Annotated in this window: 23 protein-coding genes and 1 pseudogene; 14 read left to right on the forward strand and 10 right to left on the reverse strand. The window is 37.8% G+C overall.

The features are described 5' to 3' along the window. Positions 1–6 precede the first annotated feature (6 nt). Together VB691_RS14845 and VB691_RS14850 are read right to left on the reverse strand one after the other, a co-directional pair. Positions 7–1,506 (reverse strand): hypothetical protein, encoded by a 1,500-nt coding sequence (locus tag VB691_RS14845; RefSeq protein ID WP_323292287.1) that lies wholly within the window; start codon positions 1,504–1,506, stop codon positions 7–9. 211 nt (positions 1,507–1,717) lie between these two features. Beyond that, a complete protein-coding gene (locus tag VB691_RS14850) occupies positions 1,718–3,382 on the reverse strand; it encodes an ABC transporter substrate-binding protein (RefSeq protein WP_323292288.1) in 1,665 nt (554 codons plus the stop codon). Between the two features lie 167 nt (positions 3,383–3,549). On the opposite strand from VB691_RS14850, the gene VB691_RS14855 reads away from it, so the two are divergent. From VB691_RS14855 to VB691_RS14905, 11 genes and pseudogenes are all read left to right on the forward strand, one after another. After that, on the forward strand, positions 3,550–5,958 hold the full coding sequence (locus tag VB691_RS14855) for a GTPase (RefSeq protein WP_323292289.1): 2,409 nt from the start codon (positions 3,550–3,552) through the stop codon (positions 5,956–5,958). A 98-nt stretch (positions 5,959–6,056) separates the two neighbouring features. Then, the gene (locus tag VB691_RS14860) at positions 6,057–7,673 is read left to right on the forward strand and encodes a LeoA/HP0731 family dynamin-like GTPase (RefSeq protein WP_323292290.1); all 1,617 of its coding nucleotides are present in this window, start codon (positions 6,057–6,059) and stop codon (positions 7,671–7,673) included. A 277-nt stretch (positions 7,674–7,950) separates the two neighbouring features. Beyond that, positions 7,951–8,196, forward strand: a complete 246-nt coding sequence (gene ndhL / locus VB691_RS14865) for an NAD(P)H-quinone oxidoreductase subunit L (protein WP_416245145.1) — start codon at positions 7,951–7,953, stop codon at positions 8,194–8,196. Positions 8,197–8,205: 9 nt separating this feature from the next. After that, on the forward strand, positions 8,206–8,505 hold the full coding sequence (locus VB691_RS14870; protein ID WP_323292291.1) for a DUF3007 family protein: 300 nt from the start codon (positions 8,206–8,208) through the stop codon (positions 8,503–8,505). A gap of 73 nt (positions 8,506–8,578) precedes the next feature. After that, positions 8,579–9,373, forward strand: coding sequence for a tryptophan synthase subunit alpha (gene trpA, locus VB691_RS14875; RefSeq protein ID WP_323292292.1), 795 nt, complete (start codon positions 8,579–8,581; stop codon positions 9,371–9,373). Positions 9,374–9,475: 102 nt separating this feature from the next. Further along, a complete protein-coding gene (gene tpiA / locus VB691_RS14880; protein ID WP_323292293.1) occupies positions 9,476–10,201 on the forward strand; it encodes a triose-phosphate isomerase in 726 nt (241 codons plus the stop codon). 67 nt (positions 10,202–10,268) lie between these two features. Further along, positions 10,269–11,108, forward strand: coding sequence for a dihydropteroate synthase (gene folP / locus VB691_RS14885; protein ID WP_323292294.1), 840 nt, complete (start codon positions 10,269–10,271; stop codon positions 11,106–11,108). Positions 11,109–11,344: 236 nt separating this feature from the next. Beyond that, positions 11,345–13,389 (forward strand): annotated as a pseudogene (speA, locus tag VB691_RS14890) (biosynthetic arginine decarboxylase). Between the two features lie 222 nt (positions 13,390–13,611). Then, on the forward strand, positions 13,612–16,584 hold the full coding sequence (gene pruA / locus VB691_RS14895) for an L-glutamate gamma-semialdehyde dehydrogenase (protein ID WP_323292295.1): 2,973 nt from the start codon (positions 13,612–13,614) through the stop codon (positions 16,582–16,584). Positions 16,585–16,668: 84 nt separating this feature from the next. Beyond that, positions 16,669–16,911 carry a hypothetical protein gene (locus tag VB691_RS14900; RefSeq protein ID WP_323292296.1) on the forward strand — a complete coding sequence of 81 codons (243 nt, stop codon included), beginning with the start codon at positions 16,669–16,671 and terminating at the stop codon, positions 16,909–16,911. Next, positions 16,874–17,164 (forward strand): type II toxin-antitoxin system RelE/ParE family toxin, encoded by a 291-nt coding sequence (locus VB691_RS14905; protein WP_323292297.1) that lies wholly within the window; start codon positions 16,874–16,876, stop codon positions 17,162–17,164. Before VB691_RS14900 ends, VB691_RS14905 begins: the two co-directional genes overlap by 38 nt. 7 nt (positions 17,165–17,171) lie before the next feature. Here the strand turns inward: VB691_RS14905 and VB691_RS14910 are convergent, their stop codons facing one another. Together VB691_RS14910 and VB691_RS14915 are read right to left on the reverse strand one after the other, a co-directional pair. Next, positions 17,172–18,026, reverse strand: a complete 855-nt coding sequence (locus VB691_RS14910; protein WP_323292298.1) for a nucleotide-binding protein — start codon at positions 18,024–18,026, stop codon at positions 17,172–17,174. 9 nt (positions 18,027–18,035) lie between these two features. Continuing rightward, the gene (locus VB691_RS14915; RefSeq protein ID WP_323292299.1) at positions 18,036–18,491 is read right to left on the reverse strand and encodes a helix-turn-helix domain-containing protein; all 456 of its coding nucleotides are present in this window, start codon (positions 18,489–18,491) and stop codon (positions 18,036–18,038) included. A gap of 256 nt (positions 18,492–18,747) precedes the next feature. Between VB691_RS14915 and VB691_RS14920 the strand changes: the two genes are divergently transcribed. After that, complete coding sequence (locus VB691_RS14920) at positions 18,748–19,221, forward strand: hypothetical protein (protein ID WP_323292300.1); 474 nt, start codon at positions 18,748–18,750, stop codon at positions 19,219–19,221. Positions 19,222–19,277: 56 nt separating this feature from the next. Next, positions 19,278–19,388 carry an NAD synthetase gene (locus tag VB691_RS14925; protein ID WP_323292301.1) on the forward strand — a complete coding sequence of 37 codons (111 nt, stop codon included), beginning with the start codon at positions 19,278–19,280 and terminating at the stop codon, positions 19,386–19,388. Between the two features lie 6 nt (positions 19,389–19,394). Here the strand turns inward: VB691_RS14925 and VB691_RS14930 are convergent, their stop codons facing one another. From VB691_RS14930 to VB691_RS14940, 3 genes are all read right to left on the reverse strand, one after another. Further along, complete coding sequence (locus VB691_RS14930) at positions 19,395–19,766, reverse strand: hypothetical protein (RefSeq protein ID WP_323292302.1); 372 nt, start codon at positions 19,764–19,766, stop codon at positions 19,395–19,397. 133 nt (positions 19,767–19,899) lie between these two features. After that, positions 19,900–20,079: a hypothetical protein gene (locus VB691_RS14935; protein WP_323292303.1), complete on the reverse strand. Its 180-nt coding sequence runs from the start codon at positions 20,077–20,079 to the stop codon at positions 19,900–19,902. Between the two features lie 139 nt (positions 20,080–20,218). Then, positions 20,219–21,331 (reverse strand): Gfo/Idh/MocA family oxidoreductase, encoded by a 1,113-nt coding sequence (locus tag VB691_RS14940; protein WP_323292304.1) that lies wholly within the window; start codon positions 21,329–21,331, stop codon positions 20,219–20,221. A gap of 343 nt (positions 21,332–21,674) precedes the next feature. On the opposite strand from VB691_RS14940, the gene VB691_RS14945 reads away from it, so the two are divergent. Continuing rightward, positions 21,675–23,453 (forward strand): choice-of-anchor D domain-containing protein, encoded by a 1,779-nt coding sequence (locus VB691_RS14945; protein ID WP_323292305.1) that lies wholly within the window; start codon positions 21,675–21,677, stop codon positions 23,451–23,453. A gap of 45 nt (positions 23,454–23,498) precedes the next feature. Here VB691_RS14945 and VB691_RS14950 read toward each other — a convergent pair whose 3' ends face one another. From VB691_RS14950 to VB691_RS14960, 3 genes are read right to left on the reverse strand one after another with little or no spacing between them, the layout of a single operon-like run. Beyond that, positions 23,499–24,698 (reverse strand): GNAT family N-acetyltransferase, encoded by a 1,200-nt coding sequence (locus tag VB691_RS14950; protein ID WP_323292306.1) that lies wholly within the window; start codon positions 24,696–24,698, stop codon positions 23,499–23,501. Between the two features lie 45 nt (positions 24,699–24,743). Next, positions 24,744–25,424 carry a RibD family protein gene (locus VB691_RS14955; protein WP_323292360.1) on the reverse strand — a complete coding sequence of 227 codons (681 nt, stop codon included), beginning with the start codon at positions 25,422–25,424 and terminating at the stop codon, positions 24,744–24,746. A gap of 5 nt (positions 25,425–25,429) precedes the next feature. Further along, on the reverse strand, positions 25,430–26,221 hold the full coding sequence (locus VB691_RS14960) for an HAD family hydrolase (RefSeq protein WP_323292307.1): 792 nt from the start codon (positions 26,219–26,221) through the stop codon (positions 25,430–25,432). Between the last annotated feature and the right edge of the window lie 47 nt (positions 26,222–26,268).

Below are 26,268 nucleotides of genomic sequence, written 5' to 3' on the forward strand. Positions count from 1 at the left end.
TAACCCTTATTCAGTTTCTTCATTTTCTATTATCCATTGTTCTTGGTCAATAGTTTGTAACCAACCCCAACGTAATACCCAAATTCCCAAAATAATCAACAGAAGGGCCACAAAAAAACCAACCCAGATCGGAATTCCCGCCGCCGGAAGAACCCACCACCAAACCGCCACAATTTTCAGTAAATCTGAATTAACAATATCTCCTTCACCTGGGGGGCCTCCCACATTATTAAGCACATCTTGAACATTATTACTAAAAGCATCCCCTAATTGATTAAAGGCAGCAGCCCAACCATTAAATAAAGGAGAAACTAAAGGATTACCCCATAAGTCTAAAGCTTCTAAGAGATAAATTGTATTTTTACTTTCCAATTCAGCAAAATAACGTTGATAATAAGCCACTAAAGTCGGGGCATTAAAAAACAAACCCAGAAAGGTTAATCCTAACAATAAATCCCAGCGTTTCTTAGGAATTAAAGCAGTCAAAGCTAATAAACCAGGTAACACCGGAACTAGAAATCTTGGCCCCCAATTCCAACCCCGAAAAGCCCAAAACGCATGAAGTACCCAATAGGCTAAAAATACTCCAGCCACTAACCAAGTTTCTAGGGGTTTTATACGTAGTCCCCGACGAAATCCCCAAATTGCTAAAATAGTGGGGGGACAATACCAAAATAAGCCCCCTCCTGTCCCTGGACTTAAGATCATACCAATTAACCTTTCGGGCATTCCTGTTAATTGAAACCTTTCACTATTTTGACCCGTAGTAAAGAAACTTTCAAAACGAAGAAAATTATAACAAAGATATAAAAATACACCGCCAGCAGTTCCAATTATTGGCCCCAGAATTATCCGCCAAGGATACTTTTTAAGGAAAAAATAAGCTGAAAAAATGGGTCCCAAAATAATTCCGGCAGGTTTAGCTAGAATAGAAAGTCCTGACAAAATACTGGCCCCTGCGTGTTCCCGATAATCATTACCCATACCCCAATAAAGCATTAAAGCTGTGATAAAAGCCAGGACAGGTTCTGCAAAAAATTCCCGTGAATAAACAAGGGCAATAGTCCCAAAAGCAAAGGCTAAGGCAGCCAAATAGGCCCCCTTTTTACTACCACCTAATCGTAAGGCAATTAAAGCAACCAAAGAGGCTGTGATGGCGGTTAGAATTACCGATAAAAGTAACGCGCAAATGGTGGCAGCATAGCGAGTTGGAACATGAAATAGAGTGCCTAAAAATAACCCAATTGCCACAAAAGGGGCCGCTAAAATGGAGATCAAAGGGTAACGCATAGCAAAGGTTTGTCCTCCCCTTCCCACTATGCCCGCAGCCCCTTCAGGAAGCGCAAAACTGCCTTTAGTAACTAAAGAATGGGACACCCAAAACATTTCTGTGCCATCAATTCCCCAAATACCAGGTTTGAGGAATGCTAAATAAATAAGTCCAATACCAACCCCTAGGGCGAGACTCATCTTAAAAATTTGTCGATTTGATGTTTCTTGATTCATAGGGAACTTTTGTTTTTCTGCCTTTTACCTTTTCACACTGAGCGAAGTCTTTTCACACTGAGCGAAGTCTTTTCACACTGAGCGAAGTCTTTTCACACTGAGCGAAGTCTTTTCACACTGAGCGAAGTCTTTTCACACTGAGCGAAGTCTTTTCACACTGAGCGAAGTCTTTTCACACTGAGCGAAGTCGAAGTGTTGCCTTGCTTTTAGCTTATGGTTTAGTGGAACGATCAATTGTCCAAAAAGGAAAGGTTTGACTAGGGTTAATAGTAACGCCATTAACTCCATTTTGGGCAAAAGCATATTCTTTGGTTTGCCAGAGGGGAATATAGGGGACATCTTCTGCCAGAATTGTTTGAATTTGTGCGAAGATTTCCTGACGTTTTTGGGGATCTGATTCTTGGCGTTGTTGAGTAATTAATTGGTTAACTTTCTCATTATAATAAAAAGAACCTTGAGCTTGGGAACCCCCTTCTGTACAACCTTTTTCAGCGGAACCTTTGGCACAGTCTAGGAAGGGATAAATATAATTATCCGCATCTAAAAAGTCAGGATACCAGTTAGAAAGGGTCGATTGATATAATCCTTGGCTCAAATTTTTAAAGAAGGCTGCTGAGGCAATACTATTGGGTTCAAATTTCAACATTCCCCCCAAATCTCGATCCGCTAAATTTTTGAGAATGGCGGCCACTTGACTGGCATTAACAGAACCGGAAGTGTGCCAAATTTCAACGGTAACGGGATTTTGGACCGAATAACCTGCATCTTTAAGCAACTTTTGGGCTTCTTCTTTGTTGTTATCTCCATAACGATCTTTAAAGACAGGTTTAGACACTTCAAAAGTCGTAGGAATCAGACTATATAAGGGTTCGCCTTGACCTTTTAAAATACGATCATTGAGTAATTTTCGATCCATAACAGAGGCGATCGCTTGACGGACGGGTTTTTGTTTGACAAATTCTGCATTAACATTTAAGGACATAAAAGCAGTAGCCGTTCCTGGGGTTTCGATCACTTGTCCTTTCCCTGCGGTTGCGTCTTTCTGTAACTGTTCTATTTGTTCAGCAGTTAAAGATTGATAGGCCACATCTACTGCTTGAGTACGAAAGGCATTAAAGAGGTTAGCGGGGTTGGTGGGATAAATTTGGAGGTCAACTCCTTTATTTTTCGGTTTTTCTCCCCAATAGTTCTCAAAAGCCTCTAATTGAACGGAATCACTGCTAAATTTAGTTAACTTATAAGGGCCAGTCCCGATCAGATTATCAGGTTTAAACTTGCCTTGGCCTATCTCATAAGCTTGAGGAGACACGGCACAAGCACCAGGAAAGGCTAGAAGGGCAGGGAACGCGGAAAAAGGTTCTTTTAGGGTAATAGTCAGTTCAGAGTCTCCTGTCGCCTTTACCGTGTCGATAGTGTCAGCTAACAGGAAGGAAGGTTTACCCCCATTTTTCATAAACCGTTCTAAAGAAAAGGCCATGGCCTCGGCATCAAAAGGGGTTCCATCATGAAAGGTAACACCTTGTTTGAGGGGAATGGTATAGGTTAGCCCATCCGCACTCACTTTAGGCATTTCTGTGGCTAATTGGGGCTTTAAATTGGTGGTTCCCAGTTCGTAGGTGTAGAGGGTATCACTGAGATTATAAATTACCATAAGTCCCGCCATTTCGTAGCTATCGGCGGGGTCAATGGTACGGGGTTGGGAAATTGTGCCTATGGTAATGCGATCGCTTTTCGTCTGAGGGGAGGGAGGAGGGGTTGTGGTTTGTTGTTGGTTACAAGCAACAGTTAGCACAAAACAAAGGCTAAACAGTGTGATAAAAGTTCCTATCTGACGTAATCTTAATCGTTTCCAAGGCCAAGAAAACCCGTTAATCATCGTATTCTGTAGTTAGGGTGAACGCTATTTTTTGCTGACTGACTACAACAGTATAAGGTTTCTAGGGAATTTTGACTCCTGTGTTAATTGAGGGAGAAAACATGGGAATACTGAATTTAGACGATTAAATCACAATTGTTATACGGGACTTTAGGGAAACTGTAAGTATGTCTGACTCAGTTAATTCTACTAATGGAAAACTGGACTATTCTTTGTTGTTACTGACTCATTTAATTTGTGCTGATCAGCAGATTCATAATAAGGAGTTACAGTATTTACAGCAAATCGAAAATTCTCTGATGATAGACCAATTGACAAGGGAAGAAAAGGAGAAAATTTTATCTCAAGATGAAACGATGTTATCCGTTGAAGCGGTAGCCAAACAAGTATTAAAGACTGAACGCGATCGCTTGCTCAAACAATTATTAACTCTTACTCATATTGATGATTTTTATTCACCTTTAGAACATCAGATGATTGAGAAAATAGGAAAAATATGGGGGTTGAATGAGCTAAAAATACAATATTTACTTGATAGTTATTCTTCTCAGTTTTCTCATCAAGTATTTTCTGAAGATAGAAAAGATTTAAAAGGCATCTTAGGGAATGATCCAGCTTATCATAAAGCCCTCGATCAATGTTCTAAAATTGCCCAAGAAGATTATAAATTTACTAAATCAGCCTTAAAGCAAACTCAAACCATTCTTGAACAGTTAAGACAGGGAATAAAAAGACAGCTTAAGTCTCATCAAAGTTATGATGAGCGAGGACAAGGAACAACTAAAAAGGAAGTAATTAAACAATTAGAAGGAACTGAAGAATTATTAAATAATGAAATTATCAAAGCAACGAATCAAGTTGTTGAGTCTCTCCATGCAAAAGAACGGGCCCTTAAATATTTTACCATAGCTTTTATGGGCAGAACTAAGGCCGGTAAAAGTACCCTTCATGCCATTATGACTGGGGAAGGTTGGGAAGGAATAGGAGTAGGTAAACAGCGTACAACTCGTTTAAATCGTGTCTATGAATGGCAAAATATTCGGATTATTGATACTCCTGGAATTGGCGCACCTGGGGGTAAAAGTGATGAAGAAATTGCTCAAACTGTCATTGATGAAGCTGATGTTATTTGTTATGTAGTCACTAATGATAGTATTCAAGAAACAGAATTTCAGTTTCTCCAACAGTTAAAAGAAAAGGCAAAACCTCTGATTGTTTTACTCAATATTAAACACAATTTACGAGACGCTCGACGGTTAGAACATTTCCTACAAAATCCCGATAAACTTTTTGCTAAAGATGGAAAAAATGGCTTAGAAGGACATATTTCAAGGATTCGCCGCTATGCAAAAGAGCATTATAGTAATGATTATTTTCCTATTATTCCTGTCATGTTATTAGCGGCGCAAATGTCTCAGGAAACTGATGATAAGCAGCAACAAGAAGCACTGTTAAAAGCGAGTCAAATAGACAAATTTTTTACAGCTATTCGTGAATCAGTTATTGAGTATGGAGTTATCAGGCGATCGCAGACTTTATTAGGCTCAACTGTGGGAAGTATTGAACAACCGAATCAATGGGTAAATCAACAATTACAAGCTTATCAAAAACAGATTAAGATCATCACAAGTAAGTCACAAACTATTGAAAGAGATCTGAAAAAATCTCAGAAAGATTCTAGGGATTTTTTGGAACAAAGAATTAATGAGACGTTTGAAAAAGCATTTCAAGTAATTCCTTCTTTTGCCGAAAATTATTGGAATGCTGATCAAAATAAATTACAGAAAGAATGGCAAATAAAACTGAATGAGATTAAATTTGAGGAACAACTCAAAAATGCCTATCAAGAGGCCAATCAAAAATTCAATCAAGAGGTTAAAGAAATATTAGAAGAAATTGGACATGAATTACAACTGATTTTTAAGTTAAATAGTAATAAATTTAACTTATCTCAACAAAATTCTAAAACTTTGATGAAAGATTTATTCAAAATTGGCGGAGGTGTATTAGGAGTAGCAGGTACAGTAATCGCATTATTTATTCCTCCTGTTGGTATTATTATGGGAATTGGTGGTGCTTTGATTAATTTATCCGGTGGATGGTTTAAATCGAGAGATCAAAAAAGAAAAGAAGCTGTACAAAATATCCGTATTGCTTTAGAAAGTCAACTTAAATCACAACAGGAAGATATTCTTAAACAATCGCAAAATGAGTTTGATGATAGCTGTTCTGATATTGTAAAAAAAATCAATAATTACTTCCAATCTTTAAAGCAAGTATTAGAAGAAATTGATGCACAATTTCAACAAGCAAGTAACAATTTAGAAAAACCTTATGATTTTCTAAATCGTGCTTATGGTAAACGAATTATTGATTATTGTCTCACAGAATATCATCCTTTAACTGAAGCTAATATCAACACAGATTTAGCTAAATTTGAACGAATATTTGGCAATAAAATAGAAATTAAAACCAAACAATTTTTTGATTTTAAAATTAGCCAATCTAAACTTGAACAAATTTTACAAGAAGAAATTACCATCACCACTTTAACTGGAGAATCATTACTAATGTGATTTGACTTCTTGTTTTTTCGTCTCTAAATTTCAACTTAACTCAAGCTTTTCTCTAACCAAAATTACTCACTTTCTATTCATTAACTGAGGAAAATTCCATGACTACTAATCATTCAACTTTTAAAGCTGCTGCGATCGCTCATCATTTTGAGACAACAATAACTAAATTTAGTGATCTTTTAAATAATATAAATCAAGTAGAAATCAAACAAAAACTCGATCAAGAATTAAAACAACATCAAGAACAAAGTTTTCTAACTGTTGCTTTTGTTGGACAATATAGCGCAGGTAAATCTACTATTATTTCCGCATTAACGGAACGACGAGACATTAAAATTGATGCCGATATTGCTACAGATAAAACCACATCCTATGATTGGAATGGTATCAAAGTTATTGACACTCCTGGACTTTTTACAGATCGCAAAGATCACGATCAAATTACTTATGAAGCTATTCATAAAGCAGATTTATTGATTTTTTGCCTCACTTATATGCTGTTTGATTCTATCACAGTAGAAAACTTTAAAAAGTTAGCTTATGATCAAGGATATGGTTGGAAAATGATGCTTTCTATCAATAAAATGTCCGATGAAGCAGGAGACGAACAAGAAAAAATAACCAACTATCGTCAAAGTTTAGCAGAAGCATTAAAACCGCAATCTATTGATGATTTTCCTGTCTGTTTTGTTGATGCAAAAGACTACTGTGATGGAATGGATGAAAAAGATGATTTTCTCTTAGAAATTAGTCGCTTTCCTACCTTCATTGATCAATTAAATAACTTTGTACAAGATAAAGGTTCCCTTGCTCGTTTTGATACCCCTGTCAGAATTTCTCTTAGTTATCTTGATGAAGTTCAATTACAGTTAATACGAGACTCTGACGAAGACTCGGCCTTTTTTCAAATTCTCAATCAATTATCTCGTAAAGTTGGCAAAGAGCGCAATAATTTACGCAATAAAGTGAAAACTATTATTCTCAAACTTACTTCAGTAGTTTGTACCGAAGGTAATAACTTAGCGGCAGAAGTTGGGGATAAAGATTTTGAAAGTCTTAACCAAAAAGCTGAATTAAATGTTCAGAAATACTACGAAAAAGCAGAAAGTGAATTACAAGAAATTTTTGATAATGCCATTCAAGAAATTCGTGATGAAGTCCAAGAAGTATTACAATCTGACTTAGCTCAAACCTTTTTAGTTTATCTAGAAAATACTTTATCAATCAATGAAAAAAATCCTAATAATGGGATTAATGTGCAAGAACTAAAAAATCAATTCAATGGACTACATCAAGGAATTTTAGCCGTCGGAAAATTTGTCGTATTTAAGTTTAAAGATTGGAAAGCTATGAGTTTTGCCAAAAATATTGGCAATGCTGCTAAATTTCTTGGTCCAGTTTTAGGAATTGTTGCTTTAGGAATGGATGTCTTAGAAATGCAAAAAGAAATGCAACGAGAAAAACAAATGTCTGATTATCGTCGTGAGATTACCAGTACCTTTCAATCTGTTGCTAAAGACTTAGAACATCAAATCCAAAACCAACTCCATGAATTTGAGCAACAAGTTTATCATGAAATAGAAAAACAAATTAACCAAGTGCGTCAACAACAAGAAGAAGCCGTATCTACTTCTAATGTAAATGTTAAACAATTAACAGCAATTCGCCAAGAATTCAACTCAATTTTACAGGAAATTAGTGACACTGTAAGTTAACCGTTAATAACATTAGCCAAGTTAAAAATGTAGAGACGTTTCATGAAACGTCTCTACTACAACTTAGATAGTGACTTTTATATTTATCGCAAGCATAGAAAAGAAACCATTAATTTAATAATTCCTGATTAATTTAATAATCAATTAATATATGACAGATCTCAACCCCCAACCCTTTAATCAATCTATGGACAACTCCTAACTTAGTCAGATAAAAGGGTTTATTATTTCAGAAAAAAATTCTACTATAGAGAACGTAAACCGTATTATTGACATTATGGACATCATCGCCTTATTCTCCCAAGACACCATCCTAGTGGCCCTCCTCTACCTAAGTTTAAGTCTTCTCTACTTGCTGGTAATGCCTGGATTAGTTTATTTTTATCTAAGTAGTCGCTGGTATGTGGTTAGTTCCTTTGAACGGGCCTTTATGTACTTCCTGATGTTCTTCTTCTTCCCTGGAATGCTTCTATTAAGCCCATTTTTGAATTTTCGCCCCAAACGTCGTCAATTAAACCCCTAAAACACTATCATGAGACGTATTGATGTCATTGCCATTAGTTTAGGGATATTCGTGGCAGGAGGGGTCATTTACCTGTTTTTTCAAGCAGTCGGACTTGATAACCTCTCCGCAGGTATCTGGAGTCAAGCAATATTAGTCGCGGGCGTTCTTGGTTGGACGCTTACCTATCTATTTCGGGTAATGACTAAAAATATGACCTACAATCAACAACTGAAAGACTATGAAGATGCAGTGTTGCAAAAACGACTCGATGAAATGACCCCCGAAGAACTGGAAAAACTGCAAAAAGAGATCGAACAAGAACAATAAATCTTAAGGATGAGGGAATGGGGCCAAACTCAGGTTAAATTGATAATTGATCATTGACCTTGAATAATTACTAATGACATCGGTTTCTGAGTGTTTTCAATCCCTACGCGATCGCCAACAATGCGCCCTCATTCCCTTTATTACTGCAGGTGATCCCGATCTCGAAACAACGGCCAAGGCCTTGCGTCTGCTTGATGCTTCAGGGGCCGATATAATTGAATTAGGGGTTCCTTATTCCGATCCTTTGGCAGATGGCCCCGTCATTCAAGCGGCCGCAACCCGTGCCTTAGGTCGAGGAGTAACCTTAGAAGATGTCTTAACCCTGGTGAAAGACGTACAACCAGACATCAAAGCCCCAATCATCCTTTTTACCTACTATAACCCCATTTTTTATCGGGGAATTGAAGCATTTTTACAACAAATTAAAGCTGCTGGAGTCCAAGGGTTAGTAGTGCCAGATCTCCCTCTAGAAGAAGCAGAAACACTCCTTAAACCAGCATCAGAGTTCGGGATAGAAGTCACCCTCTTAGTCGCCCCTACCAGTCCCCTAGAACGTATTCAGGCGATCGCCCTTCAGTCCCAAGGATTTATTTATTTAGTCAGTGTGACAGGAGTAACCGGAATGCGATCGCAAGTCGCTACCAGGGTTGAAGAATTAATCGCTAGTCTTCGCAGTGTCACCGATAAACCCATTGGGGTCGGATTTGGCATTTCCGAGCCGCAACAGGCCTTACAGGTCAAAGATTGGGGTGCTGATGCTGTAATTGTCGGTAGTGCTTGCGTAAAACGGTTGGCCCAAGGAACCCCCGCAGAAGGGTTAAAAGCTCTAGCTGAGTTTTGTCAGAGTTTGAAACAAGCCATTAAATAATAAATCCCACACCTCCCACACTTCCCACTGGTCAGAGATCCCCCATTAGCATTACACTAGAAGTTTGCAAAATTATGTTGACGTGGATTATTTAAAGTAGCTGTGGGAAAAATTATCATTGCGGGTAACTGGAAAATGCACAAAACCCAGGCCGAGGCCCTGGAGTTTTTGACGGTATTAAAATCCAAGCTAGAAGATACGGACGAAGCGCGGGAAGTAGTCCTCTGTGTCCCCTTCACCGTCTTAAGTATCCTCTCTAAAAGTCTCCATGGGGGACTGGTTCGCTTGGGGGCCCAAAACATCCACTGGGAAGACCAAGGGGCCTATACGGGAGAGATTTCTGGGGCCATGCTAACAGAACTGAGTGTCGATTATGTTGTTATTGGTCACAGTGAACGCCGTCAATATTTTGGGGAAACGGACGAAACTGCCAATTTACGGGTCATAGCTGCTCAACGTCATGGGTTAAACCCTATTCTCTGTGTGGGTGAAACGAAACAGCAACGGGACGCAGGAGAAGCAGAAACCGTCATCATTAACCAGCTAAAACGGGGTTTAGTTGATGTGGATCAGAGCAAGTTAGTCATTGCTTATGAACCCATCTGGGCCATTGGGACAGGAGATACTTGCGAAGCATCAGAAGCTAACAGCATTATTCGTGTTATTCGAGAGCAATTATCGAATAAAAATGTCACTATTCAATATGGTGGTTCCGTCAAACCCGATAATATTGATGAAATCATGGATCAATCAGATATTGATGGGGTTCTTGTTGGTGGTGCCAGCTTAGATCCGGTGGGATTTGCTCGTATTATTAATTATCAATAGTCTTTAGAATGGTAGGGCCAATTCCCGTTGGCCTTTATTTCTTTTGTTTTTAATTGATAATTGAAAAATGCACAATTTAATGATTCGTGGTCATGCTTTTGAGTGGGGAAAACGCACTTATTTAATGGGAATTTTAAATGTTACTCCTGATAGTTTTAGTGATGGGGGTGAATTTAATAGCCTAGAAACCGCTTTAAATCAAGCTCAAGTCATGATTGATAGAGGGGTTGATATTATTGATATTGGGGGACAATCTACCCGTCCTGGTGCCGAAGAAATTTCCTTAGAAGAAGAATTAAATCGAGTAATTCCTGTTATAAAAATTCTGCGTCAAACCAGTTTAATTCCTATTTCTATTGATACCACAAGAGCAGTAGTTGCACAGGCGGCAGTTGAAGCAGGAGCAGACATAGTTAATGATATTTCTGGGGGAAGTTTCGATCAAAAAATGTTTCCTACTGTCGCAAGTTTAGATGTTCCTTTAATTTTAATGCACATTCGAGGAACCCCTAAAACAATGCAAAATAATACTAATTATCAGGACTTGATTACTGAGATTTATCAATGGTTACAAACTCAACTAGAGAAAGCCATAAAAATTGGAATAGATCAAGATAAATTAATCATTGATCCTGGCATCGGTTTTGCTAAAAATTATCAACAAAATATCGAATTGTTACGCCATTTATCTAAATTTAAACAGTTACAATGTCCGGTTTTGGTTGGGGTATCTCGTAAGAGTTTTATTGGACAGATTCTACAACAAAATGACCCTAAAAAACGAGTCTGGGGAACAGCGGCCGCCTGTTGTGCTGCGATCGCAGAAAAAGCAGACATTCTACGGGTTCATGATGTTAAAGAAATGAAGGATGTAGTGCAGGTAGCTGATGCTATTTGGCGCAGATAAGTATTTTTAGCAGAAAAAAGCTTAATTTTGCTGTATTTTTCTGTTTTTTCGGATTTTTAGGGATTGATTGTATAGAAAACAACAATTTTTTGTTAAATTCAGGGAAAATATAAATAAATTGCTATGTTTTGAGTTTTTTGTTATCCTTTAGCCATTATAGTTTAAAAAGTGCTGAGTGACCCCGACCTACTTTAAGTTCTATTCAAAAGATTAAACCGTCAAACAGGAGCAATTTAATGGAAAAAATCAAGATAGAAAAAGCTAACACAAAAGAATCAGAACCTTTGAAAAAGTCAGATATTTTTAAGACTTGGACGATAGAAGAAAGCGAAAATTTATATCGCATTAAAGATTGGGGAAATCCCTATTTTTCGATTAATGCTGCTGGTCATATTACGGTTTCTCCTCATGGCGATCGCGGCAGTGCTTTAGATTTATATCATCTCATTGAAGGGTTACGTCAACGCAATATTGGTTTACCTTTATTGATTCGGTTTTCTGACATTTTAGCAGATCGTCTCGAACGATTACAAGCCTGTTTTAATCGCTCAATTGCTCGTTACAATTATGCCAATGTTTATCGGGGCGTTTATCCAATTAAATGCAATCAGCACCGCCATATTATTGAAGCCATTGTCAACTCTGGAAAGCCCTATAAATTAGGTTTAGAAGCAGGATCTAAACCAGAATTAATGATTGCTTTGGCCACATTAGATCCCCAAGAAAATACACAAAATGATCCAGCTTTATTGATTTGTAATGGATATAAAGATCGAGAATATTTAGAAACGGCTTTATTAGGGAAGCGTTTGGGACATCAGCCTATTATTGTCATTGAACAGTTAAAAGAACTGTATTTAACCCTAAAAATTAGTCGTAATTTAAACATTAAACCAATTTTAGGGGTGAGGGTAAAATTGTGTACAAAAGGATCGGGACGTTGGGGAAATTCAACGGGTGATCGCGCTAAATTTGGCTTAACTATTCCTGAGATTTTAACGGTTATTAAGCATTTACAAGCAACAGAAATGTTGGACTGTTTACAGTTGTTACATTTTCATATTGGTTCTCAAATTGCTTCCATTGGTGTGATTAAAAATGCCATGCGTGAAGCCTCACAAATCTATGTACAATTAGTTCAATCCGGCGCGAATATGAGATACTTAGATGTGGGGGGGGCTTGGCAGTTGATTATGATGGTTCTAAAACGAATTTTTATGCGTCTAAGAACTACAATATGCAAAATTATGCTAATGATATTGTTGCTGCCATCCAAGAAGCTTGTGATGGGGCAAATATTGCCGTTCCTACTTTAATTACTGAAAGTGGACGGGCCATGGCCGCACATCATTCTATCTTGGTTTTTGATGTGTTAAGTACCCATGATGTTTCTACCACTCCGCCATCTTCAATAAAAGAAAAAGAAAACTTAATTATTCGTAATCTTTGGGAAACTTATGAATCCATTAGCCTCAAAAATTACCAAGAAACCTATCATGATGCCTTACAATTTAAAGAGGAAGCCATTAGTTTATTTAACTTTGGCTATTTAACCTTACAAGAAAGGGCGAGGGCTGAACAATTATATTGGGCTTGTTGTGGCAAAATAATGGATCTTATTTGTCATCAAGATTATGTTCCCGATGATCTTGAAGATTTAGAAAAAATCCTGGCATCAATTTATTATGTGAATCTGTCGGTTTTTCAATCAGCGCCGGATTCTTGGGCTATTGATCAACTCTTTCCAATTATGCCAATTCACCGCTTAGAAGAAGAACCTAAACAACGAGGAATTTTAGCTGATTTAACTTGCGATAGTGATGGAAAAATTGACCAATTTATTGACAGAGAAGATGTTAAATCTGTTTTGGAATTGCATTCATTAAATATCAAAGAGATCCCTGAATTGAAACCACAAAACCCTGATTTATCCACCAGTTCAACTATTACAGAACCCTATTATCTCGGTATGTTTTTAGTTGGAGCATATCAAGAGATAATGGGTAATTTCCACAATCTTTTTGGGGATATTAATGTAGTTCATATTAGCATGAATCCCAAAGGTTATCAAATTGAACATATTGTTAAAGGAGATACGATCAAGCAAGTTTTAGGTTATGTTCAATATGATGGAGATGATTTACTAGAAGCCATCCGACGACAAACAGAACAAGCGTTACAAGATAAGAAAATCACCTTAGAAGAGTCGCAACAGCTATTAAAAGATTATGAGGATAGTTTGACTCATTATACTTATTTAGTGGCAGATGAAATGTTTTAGTTAGGTTACGGATGTAGAGGCAATTAATGAATTGCCTCTATAGGGTTTAATAAATTTTTCTCCTTATTCTTCAATTTGCCAAAACTTATTTGTTAATAAAGAATCTACATCATCTTTTTTAGATAGCGTGTCACTCTAATGCTAAGATCGATGAAGCAAGCGCGGTTAAATATTGTTTTGACAAATTGCGAACGCCTCACACTAATAGGAGAGTATTAAACCTTGGTAGCACAAATTGATTCAAAAACCTACGAAAATAAAACCCAGGAAATAGCTAAGGAATTAATTGCCCAAACCCGCGAAAAACGTTCTCTCTGGACAAAATTGGGAGATCAAATGCGTTGGGATGATAAACTCTTAGGCTTTGCCATGAGTAACCCTGGTTTACGGGTGCAACTATTCCATTTTATCGATACCTTACCTGCTTTACAAAGTAACGCTGAAATTGCCCATCATCTGCAACAATATTTAGGGGATGAATCGGTTGAGTTACCTAGTGCATTAAAAGCCATTCTTAACTTTACTGACTATCATTCCCTTCCTGCTAAAATTGCGGCCGAAACCATCAGCAAAGCAGTGGAAACCCTCGCTTTTAAATATATTGCGGGTGAAACAGTCCCCCAAGTCATCAAAACCGTTGAACGTCTCAGAAAAGAGAAAATGGGTTTTACTATTGACTTATTAGGGGAAGCAGTCATTACTGAAATCGAGGCTAAAGCTTATTTACAAAGCTATCTCGACTTGATGGAACAATTGTCTACTGAGTCGAAAAAATGGTCAACGGTTCCCCAAATAGATGAAGCAGAGGGAGAAAAATTACCCCAAGTTCAAGTATCAGTTAAATTAACCGCATTTTACTCCCAATTTGACCCCATTGACCCCGAAGGCAGTAAAAAGAAAGTTTGTGATCTGATTCGCATTTTACTACGTCGCGCTCAAGAATTAGGAGTTGCGATCCATTTTGATATGGAACAATATGTTTATAAAGATCTCACTTTAGCGATCTTAAAAGAACTATTGTTAGAAGATGAATTTCTCACCCGTACTGATATTGGTGTCACTTTACAAGCTTACTTAAAAGACTCTAAACAAGACTTAAAAGATTTAATTGCTTGGGCTAAAAAACGGGGTTATCCTATTACTATTCGTTTAGTTAAAGGAGCCTATTGGGATCAAGAAACCATCAAATCTCAACAAAATCATTGGCCTCAACCTGTTTATAACCAAAAATCAGCCACCGATGTCAATTATGAACAAATGACCCAGTTATTGCTGGAAAATCATGAATATTTATATGCAGCTATCGGTTCCCATAACGTGCGATCGCAAGCAAGGGCCATTGCCATCGCCCAAACCCTCAATATTCCCCCCCGTCGCTTCGAGATGCAGGTATTATATGGCATGGGGGATCAACTGGCGAAAGCCTTGGTTAAAACAGGTTATCGGGTTCGCGTCTATGCTCCTTATGGTAACTTATTACCAGGCATGGCCTATTTAATCCGCCGTTTATTGGAAAATACGGCAAATAGTTCCTTTTTACGGCAAAATTTAGAAGAAAGACCCATCGAGCAATTAATCGCACCTCCTCAAGTTGCCATGGAAAACCTACCCCTACCAGATAAAGATAAATTTGTCAATGCTCCTGACACAGATTATTCTCGGAAGATATTACGAGAAAAAGCACAGCAAGCTTTAGCAAAAGTCAAAGATTCCCTCGGTAAGACCTATTTACCCCTAATTAACGGGGAATATGTACAAACTGAGGTCATTATCGACTCGGTGAACCCTTCCAAATCTTCGGAACTTGTCGGACAAATTGGCTTAATTTCCGTAGAACAAGCAGAACAGGCATTAAATGCGGCAAAAGCAGCCTTTCCCGCTTGGAAAAAGACCCCTGCTAGTGAAAGAGCAAGAATACTCCGCAAAGCTGGCGATTTAATGGAAGAACGCCGTCATGAATTATCCGCTTGGATCTGTGTAGAAGTAGGTAAAATCTTACAACAAGCAGACGCAGAAGTATCTGAGGCGATTGATTTTTGCCGTTACTATGCAGATGAGACAGAACGGTTAGACAAGGGTTACAGCTATGATGTAGCAGGGGAAACCAACCGCTACAATTATCAACCCAGAGGCATTGCCTTAGTTATCTCTCCTTGGAATTTCCCCTTTGCGATCGCCACAGGAATGACAGTGGCGGCGTTAGTGACCGGAAATTGTACCTTATTGAAACCTGCGGAAACATCTACAGTGATAGCGGCGAAAATTGCCGAAATCTTAGTAGATGCGGGTATTCCTAAAGGGGTGTTTCAACTTGTACCAGGAAAAGGTTCTCAAGTGGGGGCCTATATGGTGAACCATCCTGATGTCCATTTGATCGCCTTTACGGGGTCGCGGGAAGTAGGATGTCGTATCTATGCGGAGGCTGCTATCTTACAACCTGGGCAAAAACATCTTAAGCGCGTCATTGCAGAGATGGGAGGCAAAAATGCCATTATTGTTGATGAAAGTGCCGATCTCGATCAAGCGGTAGCAGGGGCGGTATTTTCTGCTTTTGGCTATACAGGTCAAAAATGTTCCGCCGCTTCCCGTATTATCGTCTTAGACCCCGTTTACGATGCCTTTTTAGAACGGTTTGTCGAAGCCACGCGATCACTGAATATTGGGCCAACGGATGAACCTTCTACCCAAGTCGGGCCCGTTATTGATGCTACGGCCCAGAAACGCATACGAGAATATATTGCGATCGCCAAACAAGAGTCAACCCTTGCCCTAGAGATGGAGTCCCCTGAGAATGGGTATTATGTGGGGCCGACTATTTTTGGGGATGTGTTGCCGACCCATACTATCGCCCAAGAGGAGATTTTTGGGCCAGTGGTGGCAGTGATGCGGGTTAAAGACTTTGATGAGGCGTTAGCGGTGGCTAATGGGACAGACTACGCTTTGACTGGGGGGTTATATTCCCGTAGTCCCGAACATATTGAACGAGCCCAGAAAGAGTTTGAAGTGGGGAACCTGTATATTAACCGTACCATTACAGGGGCTATTGTTTCCCGTCAACCTTTTGGCGGTTTCAAGTTGTCTGGTGTGGGTTCTAAAGCAGGAGGCCCAGACTATTTATTACAGTTCCTAGAACCTCGTCACATTAGCGAAAATATTCAGCGTCAAGGGTTTGCACCCATAGAAGGGGCCGAGTAACCTGTAGGGTGGGCAATGCCCACCTTGCTTTTTCGATATAGTATAATAATAAATATTCGGATATTTATTATTAAATAAAAAGTTATGAATTCAACTTCAGAAAATACCCCTTTATTAGAAAAAGCTCACAATTATCTTAATCAACTTTCTTCAAAAAAACTAGAATTAGCTGTTGATTTTTTAGCTTATTTACAAGAAAAAGAGGAAGAAGAAGCGACGCAAGAATTATTAAGTATTCCTGATTTTGAACAGGAGTTAAAAGAAGCTGAAGAACAAGCAGCAATCGGTGATGTCGTATCTTTTAACTCTATTCGCCGCGATGTATGATTTAATTTTAACTCGTAAAGCACAGCGATTTTATGAACAAGCTGATAAATCTTTAACGTCTCGATTAAATCGTTGTTTTGATCAACTCTGTCAAAATCCTTACCAACACCCTAATATTAAAGCACTTAAGGGACGACTATCTGGACGTTTTCGTTATCGAATTGGCAATTGGCGTGTTATCTATACAGTTGATGACTCTCAACAACAAATCACTATCTTATTAATAGCATCTCGTGGCCAAGTTTATGATTGAATATTTATCAAAGTTTATTCAAATCTACCTCTAATCCTGTTTTTTTCATTTCTTTAGCAATTTCTGTTTTCCACGCGCCAGCATTATCCATCATTGTGTAAAGAACACCTGAAAAATCTGAAGGTATTTCTACTTTCTCTTTATACAAAGCGCATACTTTATCTCTGCCCAATTTTCCCATAAAGTACCCTAATTCTAAAATAACATTTTGACGCGCTCTTGGTTTAAGTTCTTCATCTTTGTTGCGAACTTTTCCCTCATCGTCAGGAGTTAACAAAATTATGGCAAAGCTAACATTACTATAGTTTTCAAATTTTTCTATAATTGTTTTACCTTGGTTTGGTTGTTCATGTAAAATAATCGGGTTAAAACCTAGTTTTCTAATCAATACATCAACTTCGCGTTTGGCTTCATTGTCATGTCCATGAACAATAAAAATGTCTTTTTCAGATTGATATGTATTCATGGTTGTTAAAGTAGTCGATAATGTTGATAATTCAGGAATTAAATCAATGCGATCGCAGATTGATTCAAGTCGATGAATTTGTCTTTCTATATTATCTTGAAGTGTATCAATTCCCTCGTTTAAAGTTAATCTCAAAATATTAGTAAAGTGAAACCCATAAGATGTATATTCATTTGCGTAATCATCATTATCAAAAATTCTCTTTAAAAGTTCAATATTATATTTTGCCCATTTAGAATATTGGTAGTGACATTGTTGGAATTCTTGCTCTGATTGAATAGATATAGATGAATTTATAATTTCTCTTCCTTGATCAATCTGAATTTGAATCTGTTGTGATGCTTTTTTTTTCGATAGACGAAGATTAGCATTTTGATTGTTTGAATTTTTTTCCATCGCTAAGAATTAATCTTCATTAATGATTTGACTAACTGACTCATAGTCTAACTCATCTAATCCATCCTCGTAAATACTCGCTGAAAATTCACGAATAACTTGACGACGTTCTGTATCCCTTTGTTCTTTGTATGCCAGTAAATCCTTCACTAATACTTTTCTACGGTTGCCAACTTTAGTAAAAGGAATTTCATCATTTTCTAAGAGTTTCACTAAGTACGGTCGTGAAACATTGAGAACTTCAGCAGCTTGTTGAGTAGTCATGTAAGTTTCATCAGGAACAACAGTGACAGATTTGCCTTGGCGCAAAGCTGTTAGCAGATTCGAGATGGTTTCATATTCCTGTTCCGATAAGGGAATTTTATGTCCTTTTACTAACAGGGAATAATCAGCATCTTGTGAAGATAAACCACTATCCCTTTTTAGAGACTCTCTTGAATATTTAAGTAGACGAGTGGTAGACATGACAAACTCCTGTTATTGCAAGGACAATAAAAATCTTCTAGACGTTAATAGAACTGCTGACGATACACGATCAACTGCTTCACTAGAATTATTTATATTGTGCTGTGGGTTTTTATATTTCGAGTATATTCTTTATTTGAAATATTCGCAATATCCGAAATATAAAATTTTTGACAAATAGAACAAAAAGACTACTTACTGCATTTCCCATTTATGCTATAGTACAGTTAAACCTTTTAAAAAATATTTTTGTACTATGGAGTCAGTCAGTATTGTTGAAGCGTCTCTTTTACTGGAAATAAGTCGTCAACGCATACAACAACTTATTTACGCCCACCGAGTCAAAGGAGCTTATAAAACTGATAGAGGGTGGCAAATTCCCCTTTATGGTGATATGCCTCGCATTATCCGAGGAAAAAGGGGTGTTAAGGGAAGATGGCGAGTCAAACGCCGCCTGAAACCCACGATTATTCATGTCAATAAAAACATCATTGGGGCGAATCACAATAAGGACATCAAAGATCCGGTGATTGCTGTGAGAAAAGGCTCAAAAGTAACTTATTGCTCCGAAGTATCTTTTGAGGGAAAATGCCAAATTGTCTATCGACCAGAAAATAAGAAGCGTTACGGTGGTGCGAAGGTTTGGATAGAAGTAGATGCGACCACTGAGATTGTGATGAATTCAGAAAAAATTGTCATTAAAAAAAATGGTGATTGTTTCCCAGAATAAGCTGTCATTTTGTCAAGCGATCGCGTTACCTTATCTTTTAGTTAAAATAACAAAAAATGGAAACTAACACTGTACTGGATTGGATTTTAGGTGGTTTAGCGATTACCATCTTAATTGGTGGAATGATAATGTTATTAAGTGGGGTTTCAGAAATGGGAGATAAGTAAACGCCATTAATTTTCTAACAAAATTTCGACCAAAAGCTTAACAGTTGCTTCGAGTTTTTCGATTCTATCTTCTAAGGAAACTGGAGGATATAAACCGTCAATTGCTTTTAAAAAATGCTTCCATCCCCACTTACATTTAATCCCATAAGCTTGTTGATAAGCAGCATAAGCGCGGGGATAACTGCCATAACGTTTAATTAGTTCGACTTGAGTAAGTTTACTTTTAGGAAGGGCTTTTTTTGAGGTTTCTAAGTCTTGTAAAATTTTCTGTAAATGACTTGACAAAGTGGCCGTAATAGCAAATGCTTTGGCTGAATTTTTAATGTCTTGTTCATGTGAATTTTCTAGATCTTCAATTAATTTGCTAAATCTTGACATATTTTTTGCCTAAAAGTTTGATTATTTATCGAGTAAATTTCGGTTGATAGAAGCGTTATCAGTTGCCATTTGTGGTTTTTCAGGATCATAGGCAACTGTATTATCAATTTTGCCAAAGTCTTGAGGATCATCACTAAAAAATAATGTTTAATTGTGTATTATAAAAGCGATATCGCTCATTCCATCCTTGCAAAGCACCCTGAGAGCGTCTCAAGGATTTAATGATAGTAACAGCTTCTTGTAAATTAGTATCATTAGGGTAGCTTTTCGCTAGTTGGTATACATTTTTAACACGATCTTCATCAACAGCCATTTTTACTTAATTTGTCTTCTTATCTTCTCTATAATAGAAACGGTTTAAGGGAAATGGCTGTGAGTAAAATCACTAAAAAACTGTGTCACAAGTACATCATCGATGTAGGGGCAATTCATGAATTACCCCTACTTTGTACCTATCTTAAAAACAGATCTAAATCAGGTACATCTACCCAACAAGAATTATTACTAGATTGATGGGTTAAATCCATTAATAATTGAGAATAAACTCCCTCAGATAAAGAAGGGGCTAAAGATTGATTTTGATCCATACTTTCTACCCAACGATCAACTACCCGAATAAAAGGGGCTAACCTTCCATCAGTAAACACTTGAGGAAAGGCTAAACCTTTGGGAATTTCTACCTCAGACAAGGCTTTTCCTGCGGGTGCTGCTTGTAAACGAAACCCATGAACATAGTCCTTTAAATTATCACTTCCTAAGATCAAAGTACCGCGATCGCCATAGACTTCTAGCCAATGACCCCGGCCATTATAAGCCACAGAACTAATGGATAATTGTATTGGAGTTCCGTCCATTAATTCCAACATAATCAAACAGGTATCATCAGCATCAACAGGCTTTAATTGATTATTATCTAAGGGATCAGGACGTTCTTTTATCGCACAATATAACTGAGCGCATAATCGTTTTACTGGGCCAAATAACCAGTAAATATAATCAAAAGCATGGGAACCTACCGCCCCTAATGCACCGCCTCCCTTATCTTTTTGTGCATACCAATTCCAAGGGCGATCAGGGTTGGCCCGACTTGCCACTAACCAATCAATTTTAATTAAGCGCGGTTTGCCTACATATTCCTGTTGTAAATATTCCGCAAAAAGTTGCCAAGCCGGAACATAACGAAATTCAAAATCTGCTATGGTTACTAATTTTTTTTTTGTGGCTAAATGATACAATTCTTTGACTTCTTGGGCAGACATGGCCATGGGTTTTTCTAATAAAAGATGTTTCCCTGCACCTAAAATTTGTTTTCCCATCTCATAGTGAAGAAAGGGAGGAGTAGACAAACTCACAGCATCAAGCTCCGGCATTGCTAGAAGTTTATCTAAACTATTAAAAGCATGGGGAATATGATGGGAGTCTGCGATCGCTTTCGCTTTTCCTAAGTCCCGATGATACACCGCTACTAATTCGGTACGGGGATGATGTTGAAATCCTGGTATATGTATGGCTTGCCCGAAACCAGTTCCGACGACGGCGACACGAATAGTTGGATTAGCACTCATTAGCATTTTACTGACAAAAACATAGTTAAATTTACACAATGGAAAGACTAAAAAACATTAAGAAGTCCTTAACATTAATAAGTTTTTTCTTATAGGAAGAATTAATACAAATGATGAACCGTTTATTGAAAAATAAGACTATAATCAGTGGTTAGTAATATTTTCATTTCTAGCCTAAGCCTAGAAGGAGATTTGTTTTCCTCAGACAGCAATCTGATATTTTTCGATAATTTTATCCATAAAGACGTGGATAATTGCTAATTAGTCGGCGAAAACCTCTTAAATAGCACTCTATTGTAATATTTCACTTGTTTGATCCCTTTCAGGAGATCTAAAAAATAACATGAAGCCTATTTTTGTTCCCTTCTCTTTTTGCCTAACTACCATGATTGGGATGTTGGGGATGGCTCACCAAGCCCAAGCTGGTTCTATTAGCCTAGATGCCACCAACTCTGGTAACTACAACCAAAATGGTACTACCTTTACCCAAGCCTCTACCACAAGTTATCTCACAGGGAGAGTAACTAACCCCCAGGAGAATCGTAGTTACTTTGTCTTTACCATTCCTGCTAATATGTCCCAAGCTAGTCGGACTATCTTAACTGCTACTTTAACCTTAGCGAACCCTGGAACGGGCACAAATGGGACAGGTAAAACCCTCAACATCACCAATGTCTCCTCTGGTAACATTACCAACTTAATCAATAATGGGGGTGGCACTAATACCGGAAGACAAACGATTTTTAATGATCTCGGTGCAACCGCGGGAAATATTTATGGAAGCACCCCTGTGATTACAGGTTCTCCCGTTAGCTTTAATCTAACTCAGGCTGGCATCCTGACTGATATCCGCAATAGGGCAGGACAGCAATTTGCAGTGGGAGGCGCGCTCACCGGGTTGAATACTACCACCACCAACCAAACTATTTTTGTGGGGAGTACAGCCACACCGACAAGCAATAGACAGTTAACTATTACTTTTGCTGATGCAGTTTTGGGAACTAGCGACGATCAGCAGTTTGGCAATGTGCTTATTGGTCAATCTACCAACCGGACATTGATGGTTACTAATACAGGAGAAACAGGTAGCAGTTTAACTGGCTCTATCGGGCCATCAAGTGACGGTGAGATTTTGTCCACAGTATCCCCTGGACAACCTCTTAACTTTTCTTTGGGAGCGGGTGTATCTCAGAGTCGTACCTATCGGTATACTCCAACAGTCAGGGGTCTTGACTCAACAACGATTGGTATTATTAGTAATGCTGGTAATAGTAATATTTTGTTCACAGGGACTGCGGTTGCCCCTCTAAATGCAGTTACACCCATTACCCCTGATGTGGGATTTGTAAGAATAGGAACCAATGCCACTGCTAGGGTAGGGTTGCAGAATTTGGGAGATGGCAACCTCTCAGGACAAGGGGCCATTAGCAATCTGAATGGAACATCATCCTTAACTGGAAGTAGTGCCAATTTCTTACCCACTGCTGGTTCGGTTGGTAGTCTCAGTCTCACAGACAATGTGAATCGTAACTTAGATTTTCAGTATACGCCAACCACTTCCGGCCCTGAAACTCAAGTCTTGACCCTTAACTTTAGTAATGGGAGTGATAATGGAACCAATCAAACCCAAACTAAAACCGTTAACCTTGCGGGTTATGGGGTGGGGCCTGCTTTTCAAAGTGGCCCTACACCTGATTCTACCCTAGATTTTGGCAAGGTTTATATTCATAAGACGGAGATGTTAGATTTAGTCATCAATAATGGCACTCAAGACCCCACTGCTGTAGATAATTTGACGGGACTAACATTGCTTAATGCCTTTTTTGAAGGGCCTGATGCTCAATTCTTTTCTTTGGCTAATTTTGTGCCTGGAACTGTTCTCAGTAAAGGAGAAAATTTAGCCTTAAAATTACTGTTTAATAGCAATATTAATGGCCCTAAAAATGCTGTTTTGCGTATCTTAACTGACCAAGGGGCAGCTTTTGGTCAGGCAGGACAAACCTTTAGTTATAATCTAACAGCTACTGCAATCCCTGAACCTAGTTCTCTATTAGGAATTGGTGTTTTTGCGACAACGGGAATGTTGTTGAAACGAAAACGTGACCCTTTAAATAAGGGTTAGGGTTGATCTCGTAGGGGTTAACGGCCGTTAACCCCTACAGGAATTTTAATCCAGAGTTTCTTGGAAAGTAATATCTCGTTTGCTAAAGGGCAAATCTTGATTAATGGCATCAATTTCTTCTTGTTCCATTTCATTCACTTCTCCCATATAATGCTTTAAAATTTGACTCATTTTTTGGTTATAAAATCGGTGTAAACTATAGTTAGGAGTGGCGGGAAACCCCCGTCTTTTTTTATGTTGTCCCCCTGCCCCTGGATCAAACATTTTAATTCCTTCTTTGATACCCCATTCTATGGGTTGATAATAACAGGCTTCAAAATGAAGACAACTATAATCTTCAAGACAACCCCAATAACGTCCATATAAATTATCTCCTTTACGGATACAAAAAGATAGTCCTACAGGCCGTTTTTCGTCATCTTCTGAATAGGCAGCGACTAAAACAACTCGATGGGAAAAATTGGGATAAAGTTCCTCAAAAAACTTACGGGTTAAATATTTACTACCCCAATAAAATTTTTCACAGGTACTACTATAAAATCGATAAATTAAGGGGAATAAATGATGAGGAATTTCGTCATCTGTCATCACTTTTATGGTTAAATTTGCTTGATCTACTGCCTTTCTTTCCCGTTTAATATTACGTCTTTGATTAGCATTAAATACCTTTAAATAATCGTCAAAACTGTTAAATTCTTGATTTGACCAAATATAACTATGATGTAACCAACTACTAAAACCATAACGCTCAATGATAGGTTTCCAGTCAGGATCAACAAATAAAAAATTGCAGCCCGATAGTTGATTGCGATCACAAAAATGATCAATCGCTGCTACCATAATCTGAGTAATTTCATCTTCATTTTCCCCTAGTGCAATTAAAAAACGATAACCTGTTGCTGGAGTAAAAGGTGTCATTCCTAACAGTTTAGGATAATAAGAAATGCCCAAACGATGGGATAAGTCGGCCCATTGATGATCAAAGACAAATTCCCCATAACTATGCCCCTTAAGATACAATGGAGCAGCAGCAATTAGTTGGCGATCGCGCCATACTGTTAAATGACAAGGTTGCCATCCCGTGCGTGGGGTGGCACTGCCAGAGGTTTCGATATTATTCAGCCATTCCCACTCTAAAAAGGGCGTTTTTAAGGGTATAGCAAGCTCATCCCAAACAGCTTTGGGAATTTCAGCAATTTTTTGTATCCAAGCAACAGAGTATTGGGGTTTAATTTGTTCAACCATGGGGGACAATTTTTGAGGACACTTTCTTTATAGGATAATGAATTTTTAGGGAGATGTCAGCCGATAATGTAAAAAAATTTCTTGTTCGATTTTTTCCACACTCAATAATTGTAACTGTTTTCCTTGCTCAGACATAAACCCCATTCCCTCGACAGGAGTTGGGGCATTTTTTCCTCCTAAAATTAAGGGACATATTGTTAACCATAATTCATCAATTAAATTCTCGGCTAAACAAGCGGCCACAAGTTCCCCACCTCCTAAAATAGCTAAGTCATTTAACCCCAATTCTTTTAAAGTTATAAAAACTTCAGATAAGTCAATTTTTCCTAGCTTATTACTCGAAATAATTAACACTTTTTCAAATTCTAAATGTTGATTTTTTGCCCTTTCTTGAGTAGTGATTAACCAACGGGGAACAGGTTGAGAAAAAAAGCGTAAATTAGGATCAATTTTACCAGAAGCTGAGATGACAATGTGAACAGGTTGACTAGGTTTATTTTGTTGTTTTCTACTTGCTAATAAATCAGGATTTTTAATGGTTAAAGTTGTACCATAAGCTTTTAAAGTTCCTGCCCCAAATAATACCCCATCTACTAAAGAAATTTGTTTTTCTAAATGATTTTTGTCAGTTTGAGAGCCAAACCTTGCCGCATTACGTTGAAAATCTGCAATTTTTCCATCCGCAGTCATGGCTAAAATAACCGTTGTTTTAGGTCGATGTAACATCATCATTAAAGCCGCCAAGTAGAAAAATCTTGGCTAAACTGACTTAGAGAAAGTAAATATAGATTAGATTCTGGTTGAGTCGAATTGTGGCTTTTTTCAGTATTGTATCCCCAATCAGCTAAAAATAATTTAACTTCTGTTAAATCTGCTTGACTTTGTACCCCTTGTAAGGTTTTTAATAAGTCTTCAATAAACCATAAATTAGCCGGATCTTCAGCATTATCTTTGAGAATTTGCCGCAACGTTTCATATTTAGGTTGTTTAACTTCTTTACCAAAAATATGATTTTCAGGAAAATTTAAACCCTGTTGTTTTAAGAGTTGTTTAACAAATCTTCCTTCTTTGGTAGTAACAATATATAATTGAGTAGAAGAAGTTAAAATTTCTCCTAATCTTTCTAAGACTCCTGGATAAAAACGATGTAAACTTAACCAGCCATCTAAATCAGTTTGAATCCAATGATCTCTGACCCCATCTAATTGAGTCATGACCTGTTTTTTATCCAGATTTTCTTGCTGAATAATAGTCAAACAAATTTGCTGCCAATTTCCCTCAAGCTCAGTCATTTTATAGCCCAAGACTAAAGCCCTTAATAAGATCGGCATTTCCCATCCCGTTTCGATCACAGGACGTAATTGATAAAAAGAATCCGCCCATTGATCGAGGGTTGTTTGAGCTTCATTTGTCCAGATTTGTTGATAGGTTCGCTGAGTTGTTTGGAAATATTCCCATAACCCATTACAGATCACCCCATCAAAATCAAGGGCCAAGATTTTCGGCAGAGAAGATATTACCATCAGTTAACTTCAACTTTTTTAAAAAAACTTAATCATCATCATGACAT

Origin of the sequence: Crocosphaera sp. XPORK-15E (assembly GCF_034931425.1) — a bacterium.
Taxonomy (GTDB): Bacteria; Cyanobacteriota; Cyanobacteriia; order Cyanobacteriales; family Microcystaceae; genus UHCC-0190.

Bases quoted from the DNA above. Each gene is read 5' to 3' on its own strand.
- VB691_RS14960 (WP_323292307.1), bottom strand. From the start codon at position 26,221: ATGGTAATATCTTCTCTGCCGAAAATCTTGGCCCTTGATTTTGATGGG.
- VB691_RS14860 (WP_323292290.1), top strand. From the start codon at position 6,057: ATGACTACTAATCATTCAACTTTTAAAGCTGCTGCGATCGCTCATCAT.
- VB691_RS14910 (WP_323292298.1), bottom strand. From the start codon at position 18,026: ATGGAAAAAAATTCAAACAATCAAAATGCTAATCTTCGTCTATCGAAA.
- VB691_RS14940 (WP_323292304.1), bottom strand. From the start codon at position 21,331: ATGAGTGCTAATCCAACTATTCGTGTCGCCGTCGTCGGAACTGGTTTC.
- folP (WP_323292294.1), top strand. From the start codon at position 10,269: ATGCACAATTTAATGATTCGTGGTCATGCTTTTGAGTGGGGAAAACGC.
- VB691_RS14930 (WP_323292302.1), bottom strand. From the start codon at position 19,766: ATGTCAAGATTTAGCAAATTAATTGAAGATCTAGAAAATTCACATGAA.
- VB691_RS14850 (WP_323292288.1), bottom strand. From the start codon at position 3,382: ATGATTAACGGGTTTTCTTGGCCTTGGAAACGATTAAGATTACGTCAG.
- VB691_RS14905 (WP_323292297.1), top strand. From the start codon at position 16,874: ATGTCGTATCTTTTAACTCTATTCGCCGCGATGTATGATTTAATTTTA.
- VB691_RS14925 (WP_323292301.1), top strand. From the start codon at position 19,278: ATGGAAACTAACACTGTACTGGATTGGATTTTAGGTGGTTTAGCGATT.
- VB691_RS14955 (WP_323292360.1), bottom strand. From the start codon at position 25,424: ATGTTACATCGACCTAAAACAACGGTTATTTTAGCCATGACTGCGGAT.
- trpA (WP_323292292.1), top strand. From the start codon at position 8,579: ATGACATCGGTTTCTGAGTGTTTTCAATCCCTACGCGATCGCCAACAA.
- VB691_RS14915 (WP_323292299.1), bottom strand. From the start codon at position 18,491: ATGTCTACCACTCGTCTACTTAAATATTCAAGAGAGTCTCTAAAAAGG.
- VB691_RS14900 (WP_323292296.1), top strand. From the start codon at position 16,669: ATGAATTCAACTTCAGAAAATACCCCTTTATTAGAAAAAGCTCACAAT.
- VB691_RS14845 (WP_323292287.1), bottom strand. From the start codon at position 1,506: ATGAATCAAGAAACATCAAATCGACAAATTTTTAAGATGAGTCTCGCC.
- ndhL (WP_416245145.1), top strand. From the start codon at position 7,951: ATGGACATCATCGCCTTATTCTCCCAAGACACCATCCTAGTGGCCCTC.
- VB691_RS14950 (WP_323292306.1), bottom strand. From the start codon at position 24,698: ATGGTTGAACAAATTAAACCCCAATACTCTGTTGCTTGGATACAAAAA.
- VB691_RS14920 (WP_323292300.1), top strand. From the start codon at position 18,748: ATGGAGTCAGTCAGTATTGTTGAAGCGTCTCTTTTACTGGAAATAAGT.
- VB691_RS14945 (WP_323292305.1), top strand. From the start codon at position 21,675: ATGAAGCCTATTTTTGTTCCCTTCTCTTTTTGCCTAACTACCATGATT.
- VB691_RS14855 (WP_323292289.1), top strand. From the start codon at position 3,550: ATGTCTGACTCAGTTAATTCTACTAATGGAAAACTGGACTATTCTTTG.
- VB691_RS14870 (WP_323292291.1), top strand. From the start codon at position 8,206: ATGAGACGTATTGATGTCATTGCCATTAGTTTAGGGATATTCGTGGCA.
- VB691_RS14935 (WP_323292303.1), bottom strand. From the start codon at position 20,079: ATGGCTGTTGATGAAGATCGTGTTAAAAATGTATACCAACTAGCGAAA.